Raw genomic sequence first — 6,894 nt, forward strand, 5'->3', positions numbered from 1 at the left:
GGGCCGCCCGCCGTGGTGGCGCCGACCCCGCGAAGGGACCCGCGCGGCGCGGTTCGTGGTCTGCCCACGACGCCGCCGGGCGGGCCCGTCCAGCCTAGCGTCCCCACCCGGCGCGCTCGCCCCGGCATGTCGGTGCCCCCGCCTACCCTGGGCTGCAGCACGTCACGGCGAGGGAGGAGCGCGCATGGGCGGACCGAGTCCGCAGCAGCTGGAGCAGCTCCGGCGCTGCGCCGTCCTGCACGTGGACATGGACATGTTCTACGTGGGGGTGGAGCTGCTCGACGCTCCCCAGCACAGGGGCCGCCCCGTGATCGTCGCCGGGTCCGGACCGCGTTCCGTGGTGCTCTCGGCGTCCTACGAGGCCCGGCGGTTCGGGGTGCACTCCGCCATGCCCGTCTCGCAGGCCCGGGCCCGCTGCCCCTCGGCCGTGCTGCTGGAGCCCCACCGCGAGGCCTACGCCCACTACTCGCGGATCGTGATGGACATCTTCCGCTCGGTGACGGACCGCGTGGAGCAGCTGAGCGTGGACGAGGCCTTCCTCGACGTCTCGGGTGCCATCAGGCGATGCGGCCCTCCCGTGGAGATCGCGCGCGGGCTGCGCCGCACCATCCACGAGCGCACCGGGCTCACCGCCTCCGTGGGAGTGGCCGAGAACAAGACGGTGGCCAAGATCGCCTCGGCACACTGCAAGCCGGACGGGCTGCTCGTGGTGGCCCCTGAGCACACCGTGGCGTTCCTGGCCCAGCTGCCCGTGGACCGGCTGTGGGGGGTGGGGAAGCGGACCTCGCAGGTGCTGCAGGGCGCGGGCCTGGCCACCGTGGGAGACCTCGCCCGCACACCCCTGCCGCGCCTGCACGCACTGGTGGGCACGGCGGCCGGCACCCACCTCAAGCAGCTGGCCACGGGCCACGACCCCCGGCCGGTGACGCCCGTGCGCGAGGAGAAGAGCCTGGGCGCGGAGCGGACCTTCCAGGTGGACGTGGCGGAGACGGCTCAGCTGAAACGGGTGCTGCTGGGTCTCGCCCACGACACCGCGGTCCGGCTGCGCCGCCACGGCCTGCGCGCCGGCCGTGTGGGTCTCAAGCTGCGCTACGCGGACTTCTCCACCATCTCGCGATCCCGCACGCTCGGACACCCCGTGAGCTCGGCGCACGACCTCTACACGGAGGCCGCCGCGCTGCTGGACGGACTGGGAAACCGCCCCCAGTCCGTGCGGCTCGTCGGCGTCCGCGCGGAGAAGCTCGTGGGCTCGGACCACGCGCTGCAGCTGAGTCTCGACGGCCGCGAGGCCGAGTGGGGTGCGGCGGAGGAGGCCATGGACAGGGTCCACCACAAGTTCGGGCCGGGGGTGCTCCGCCCGGCGAAACTCATGGACCCCGCGGTGCCAAACCGGCCGGCACGGGATATTCTGGACGGTACGTGAGCCGTGGACCACGCGTCCGCGCCTCGCACTCTCAACCCTCAGGAGGAATCGTGCCTCTCTCCGAGCACGAACAGCAGCTTCTCGCCCAGCTCGAGAAGCAGCTGCACGAAGAAGATCCCCGTTTCGCATCCAGCATGCACACCGAGACGGTGCGGGGGCGGGGGTCCATGCGCAACCTCGTGCTCGGCGTCGTGATCGCAGTGGTGGGCCTGGGTGTTCTGCTCGCCGGAGTTGCCACGCAGCTGATCGTGGTGGGGGTTCTGGGATTCGTCGTGATGGCCGGCGGCACCTTCGTGGCAACGCTGCGCAGCGGCACCACGGCACAGGCCCGGCCCGCGGCGGACGGTGCCACCACCCGCGCCACCTCTGGCTCCCGGAAGTCCTCCACTTTCCTCCAGGGACTCGAGGAGAAGTGGGAGAGGCGAAACCAGGGCGGGCAGTGAGGGCGCCCGGCCCGCACCGCCGAACACGTCTCGGCCACGAACTCCCCGGCGAACCGCCGGGGAGTTTTTTCATGCCCGAGCATGGGAACGCGCCGGCGTCGTCGCAGGTGGTGACCGGAATGGGTTGCCGGGACACCCGCGGCCCGTGTCCCCGGGCGGCGCGGCGCGGTGTGCAGATGCATTGACCGGGGAGGGGAGTGGAGTAAAGTGGAGGGCAGGAGAGAAGCGAGGGTCGGGCTGACCCTGATTCGGAGGCGGTGGCTGTGTTTCTCGGAACATACGAGCCGCGTCTGGATGACAAGGCCAGGCTGATCCTTCCGGCCAAGTTCAGGGCTGAACTGGCGGACGGACTCGTGCTGACCCGCGGGCAGGAACGCTGCCTGTACGTGTTCAGCGCCGAAGAGTTCGCCAGGGTGCACGAGCAGATGCGCGCCGCACCGCTGTCGTCGAAGCAGGCCCGGGACTACATCCGCGTTTTTCTCTCCGGGGCCTCGGACGAGACCCCGGACAAGCAGGGTCGTATCACCATTCCGGCCGCACTGCGCTCCTATGCGGGGCTGGACCGGGAACTGGCGGTGATCGGCGCGGGCAGCCGCGCCGAGATCTGGGATGCGGCCTCGTGGCAGCAGTACCTGGCGGAGAAGGAAGCGGCCTTCTCCGACACCGAGGACGAGGTCATTCCCGGGCTCTTCTAGGGCACGGTCGCGGGGCACCCGCGGGTGCGCCGTCGTGACCCCGGCCATGAGATCTCCAGCCGCCCGCGTCACCGTCCTGACTCGACTTCCCCCGAGTCAGGCCGGATTCGAGGGGCGAGTGGCGGATGGGGATCTGGTGGGCGGAACTCCGCGCGGCACACCGGGATCCCGTCCGCCCCCGACCCTGCACCACCCGCGACAGACCAGGAGCCCCGGCATGGATGAGGCGCCCGCCGAGCAGCGGCACGTTCCCGTGATGCTGGACCGGTGCCTCGACCTCCTGGCCCCCGCGCTGGACACCGAAGCCCCCGTGGTCCTGGACGCCACCCTGGGAATGGGCGGGCACACCCACGGGATGCTCGAGCGCTTCCCCCGGTTGCGCGTGGTGGGCATCGACCGGGACCCTCAGGCCCTCGACCTCGCGGGCCGGCGGCTGGAACGCTTCGGCCCGCGCTTCACGAGCATCCACACGACCTACGACCACGTCGCGGACGCCGCAGCCTTCGCCGGTGTGGAGCGCGTGGACGGCATTCTCTTCGACCTCGGCGTCTCCTCCCTGCAGCTGGACGAGCGCGAACGGGGTTTCGCCTACTCCTTCGACGCGCCTCTGGACATGCGCATGGACTCCCGGGCCGAGCTCTCCGCGGCCGAGGTGGTCAACGAGTACTCCGAGCCCGAGCTGCGGGACATCATCTACCGGTGGGGCGAGGACCGCTTCGCCCCGCGCATCGCCCGCGCCATCGTGGCCGCGCGGGCGAAGGCCCCCCTGCGCACCACCGCGGAACTCGTGGAGGTCGTCCGCTCCGCCGTGCCCGCCGCCGCGCAGCACAAGAAGGGGCACCCCGCGAAGCAGACGTTCCAGGCCCTGCGGATCGAGGTGAACGAGGAGCTGGACGTCCTGGAGCGCGCGATTCCCGCGGCCCTGGAAACTGTCAGGGTGGGAGGGCGTGTCGTCGCCATGAGCTACCACTCCCTCGAGGACAGAATCGTGAAGCAGGAGTTCGCGAGCGGTGCGCGGTCCACGGCCCCCCGCGGCTTCCCCGTGGAGCTTCCCGAGCACCAGCCCGTGCTGAAGGTGCTCACCCGCGGCGCGGAGCGGGCACCCGAGGCCGAGACGCTGGGCAACCCACGGGCGGCCTCCGCGAGGCTGCGGGCCGCCGAGCGGCTGCGGGAGACGACGACCCCAGGGAGAACGCGATGAGCAGTGCGGCGAACACCCCCTCGCCCGCCGCGGACGACCACGGGACCCGGAAACCGCTCTCGGTGGTGCCGCGCCGCGCTCCGAGGCGCAGCAGGCTCTCGACCGTGGTGATGTGCGCGCTGGCGCTGGCCGCCGCGCTCGTGGGGATCCTGCTCCTGAACATCCAGATCACGCAGGGCCAGTACCAGCTCACGGAGCTCACGGGCCAGGAACGGGCGCTGTCCCAGGAGAACGAGGCGCTCACGCAGGACATCGAGGCGGACTCCGCCCCGCAGAACCTCGCTGCACGCGCGAACGACCTGGGCATGGTCCCCGCCAAGGAGGTGGGCAGCATCGACCTGGGCTCGGGTGCCGTGACCCCGCCGTCCGCCCCCGCTGAGAAGACGGAATCGCAGAACATCCTGGTGCCGCCCGCCGAGATGAAGGGCTCCGACGCCGCCGAGGCCAATCGTCGGGCCGCCGAGGAGCGCGCGGAGAAGCGCGCCAAGGAGGAGGCGGACAAGAAGACCGCCCAGCGGGAGGCCGAGCAGAAGGCGGACGAGGCGCGGGACCTCAACGGGGGGTCCCTCCCCGCGCCCTCGCAGCGCGCCCCCGGCAATTGACGCCGCCGGCCTCCGGGCCGGAACCACCCACCCACCGGAGGTAGCCGCCCCGCACCGCAGCCCAGGAATCGAGGAAGACCGTGTCATCGTCACCCACGCGCAGGAGCAGAGTGTTCCGGCCGTACACGCGCACGCAGGTGGGGATCGCGCTCCTGCTGGCGCTCCTGCTCCTGGTGGTCGGGCGGCTGTTCTGGGTCCAGGGACTGGACCCCGGGGGCCGCGCCGAGGCCGCCGCGGGCGAGCGCACCATGGTGGAGCCGATCCCCGCGGTGCGGGGGGAGATCACCGACACGCAGGGCACGGTGCTCGCGCGCACGCTGCAGCGCTACGACATCACCGTGGACCAGACCGCGGTGACCGAGGTGACGGTGCCCGGCAAGGACGGTTCCAGCCAGACCGTGACGCCCACGCAGGCCGTCTACAAGATCGCGGACGCACTGGGCATGAAGGACGCGGACGTCAAGAAGGCCCTGGACGGCGGCAAGACGTTCACGTACGTGGCCCGGGGTGTGACCCCGGAGCAGTACAACGCCCTGCGTGAGCTGAACCTGCCGTACATCTACGGCCAGCCCACGTTCCAGCGCAGCTACCCCGACGGCTCCCTCGCGGGCTCCGTGGTGGGGTTTTTGGGTGGCGACGCCGAGGCACTCGGCGGCATCGAGCAGACGCAGGACGAGCTGCTGCGCGGCACGGACGGCGAGCGCCGGTTCGAGATCTCGGGCGACGGGGTGCGGATCCCCGTGGCCCCGCAGGAGCAGAAGGCCGCCCGTGACGGCTCCGACGTGAAGCTGTCGCTGGACAGCGACGTCCAGTTCTTCGCGGAGCAGGCCGTGCGGGAGCGCGCCAAGCAGCTGAAGGCCGAGTGGGGAACCGCGGTGGTCATGGACGTCAAGACCGGCAAGGTCCTGGCGCTCGCGGACACCTCCTCGGTGGATCCCAACGTGCCGGGCAGGGCCAAGGCGGAGGACACGTCCGTGCGCTCGGTCACCCAAGCGGTGGAGCCCGGTTCCACGGAGAAGATCGCCACGGCCGCCGGTGTGCTGGACCGGGGGATCGTGGCCCCGGACACCCAGATCACCGTGCCGCCGTACCTGCAGATCGGTTCGGAGAAGATCACGGACGCCTTCGACCACGGTGCCCAGAACCGCACGGTGGCGGGAATCGTCGGGGACTCCATGAACACGGGCACCGTGATCATGGGGTCCAAGATGGACAAGGAGGCGCGCCACGAGAACCTGGAGCGGTTCGGGGTGGGCAAGCCCACGGGCATCGAGCTGCCCGGGGAGTCCACCGGCATCCTCACGCCGGCGGCCCAGTGGGACGCCCGCCAGGAGTACACCGTGCTGTTCGGCCAGGGGGTCTCGCAGACCCCCCTGCGCACGGCCACGATCTTCCAGGCGGTGGCGAACAAGGGGCAGCGCATCGAGCCGCGCGTCGTCGAGTCCGTCACGGACCCGGACGGCACCGTGACCACCCCGCAGCCACCCCAGCCCGAGCGCGTGATCTCCGAGGCGGCCGCCCAGCAGACGCTCGACGTGATGGAGAACGTGGTCACGCAGGGCGGAGCCAAGGAGGCCGCGGTGCCGGGCTACCGCGTGGGCGGCAAGACGGGCACCGCGGAGGCCCCGAGCGAGAACGGCGGCTACGACGGCTTCACCACGTCCTTCGTGGGCGTGGCACCCATGGAGGACCCGCAGTACCTCGTGGCTGTGACCATGCAGCGCCCCAAGGGCGACGTGCACACCGTGGGCGTGACCTCCACGTTCTCCACGATCATGTCCCAGGTGCTGCACCACTACAACGTGGCGCCCTCCACCACGCAGGGGCCCAAGTACGAGATGCAGGTCCCGCAGAACCTCAAGAAGGACGTCACCCCCACCAACGCGCTCGAGCAGACCTGGCCCGAGCCGGGCAGGGACGAGTCCCAGGGATAAACTTCCCAGGCAGGAGCACGCAGCACCAGCACACACCGGCGAGATGCCGGCCCGGGTGGACGGGGTACGTCCGCGGACAAGGTTCGAAGAGGATTTCTATGGTGGCAACTGCCCAGGACGGGGCCGACGCGCAGAGCATGCGCCCCTCCCGTCCCGTCCCCCACACGGTCGAGGACCTCGTGGGTCTAACCGGGGCGCGGCTGGTCCCGGCCGCGTCGGGAACCGCGGCCCCGGTCACCGGAGTGGCCCTGAACTCGCGCGAGGTGCAGGCCGGGGACCTCTACGCGGCACTTCCCGGGGCCCACCTCCACGGGGCGCGCTTCGCGGCCGACGCCGCGGCGTCCGGCGCCGCCGCCGTGCTCACCGATCCCGAGGGTGCCCGTGAGGTTGCCGGGGCCGGCGTGGACCTGCCCGTCCTGGTGAGTCCGGAGCCCCGCTCGTGGGTGGGGCCGGTGGCCGCGGCTCTCTACGACTCGCACCCCGGGGACGGCACGGGCCAGGACCTCTTCGCCGTGACCGGCACGAACGGCAAGACCACCACCACGTACTTCACCACCTCCATCCTGCGGGCCCTCGGGCACACCACGGGCCTGATC

General features: G+C 71.5%; 7 protein-coding genes. All 7 read left to right on the top strand.

Translation table 11 applies throughout. The features are described from left to right. Positions 1–184: 184 nt before the first annotated feature. Entirely contained in the window at positions 185–1,423 is a 1,239-nt protein-coding gene (gene dinB / locus CWC38_RS10330) for a DNA polymerase IV (RefSeq protein ID WP_121846658.1), read from the top strand. 50 nt (positions 1,424–1,473) lie between these two features. Continuing rightward, positions 1,474–1,866 (top strand): SCO2097 family morphological protein, encoded by a 393-nt coding sequence (locus CWC38_RS10335; RefSeq protein WP_121846659.1) that lies wholly within the window; start codon positions 1,474–1,476, stop codon positions 1,864–1,866. A 263-nt stretch (positions 1,867–2,129) separates the two neighbouring features. Then, positions 2,130–2,561 (top strand): division/cell wall cluster transcriptional repressor MraZ, encoded by a 432-nt coding sequence (mraZ, locus tag CWC38_RS10340; protein WP_121846660.1) that lies wholly within the window; start codon positions 2,130–2,132, stop codon positions 2,559–2,561. A gap of 217 nt (positions 2,562–2,778) precedes the next feature. Further along, a complete protein-coding gene (gene rsmH / locus CWC38_RS10345) occupies positions 2,779–3,762 on the top strand; it encodes a 16S rRNA (cytosine(1402)-N(4))-methyltransferase RsmH (protein WP_121846661.1) in 984 nt (327 codons plus the stop codon). Further along, positions 3,759–4,364 carry a cell division protein FtsL gene (gene ftsL, locus CWC38_RS10350; protein WP_121846662.1) on the top strand — a complete coding sequence of 202 codons (606 nt, stop codon included), beginning with the start codon at positions 3,759–3,761 and terminating at the stop codon, positions 4,362–4,364. The genes rsmH and ftsL overlap by 4 nt, the downstream gene beginning before the upstream one ends. Positions 4,365–4,474: 110 nt before the next feature. Then, positions 4,475–6,298, top strand: a complete 1,824-nt coding sequence (locus CWC38_RS10355; protein WP_240625214.1) for a peptidoglycan D,D-transpeptidase FtsI family protein — start codon at positions 4,475–4,477, stop codon at positions 6,296–6,298. A 98-nt stretch (positions 6,299–6,396) separates the two neighbouring features. Next, positions 6,397–6,894, top strand: a 498-nt coding sequence (locus tag CWC38_RS10360) for a Mur ligase domain-containing protein (RefSeq protein ID WP_240625215.1), incomplete at its 3' end; no start/stop codon positions are given.

This window comes from Kocuria tytonicola (assembly GCF_003687455.1).
In the GTDB taxonomy this organism is placed as follows: domain Bacteria; phylum Actinomycetota; class Actinomycetes; order Actinomycetales; family Micrococcaceae; genus Kocuria; species Kocuria tytonicola.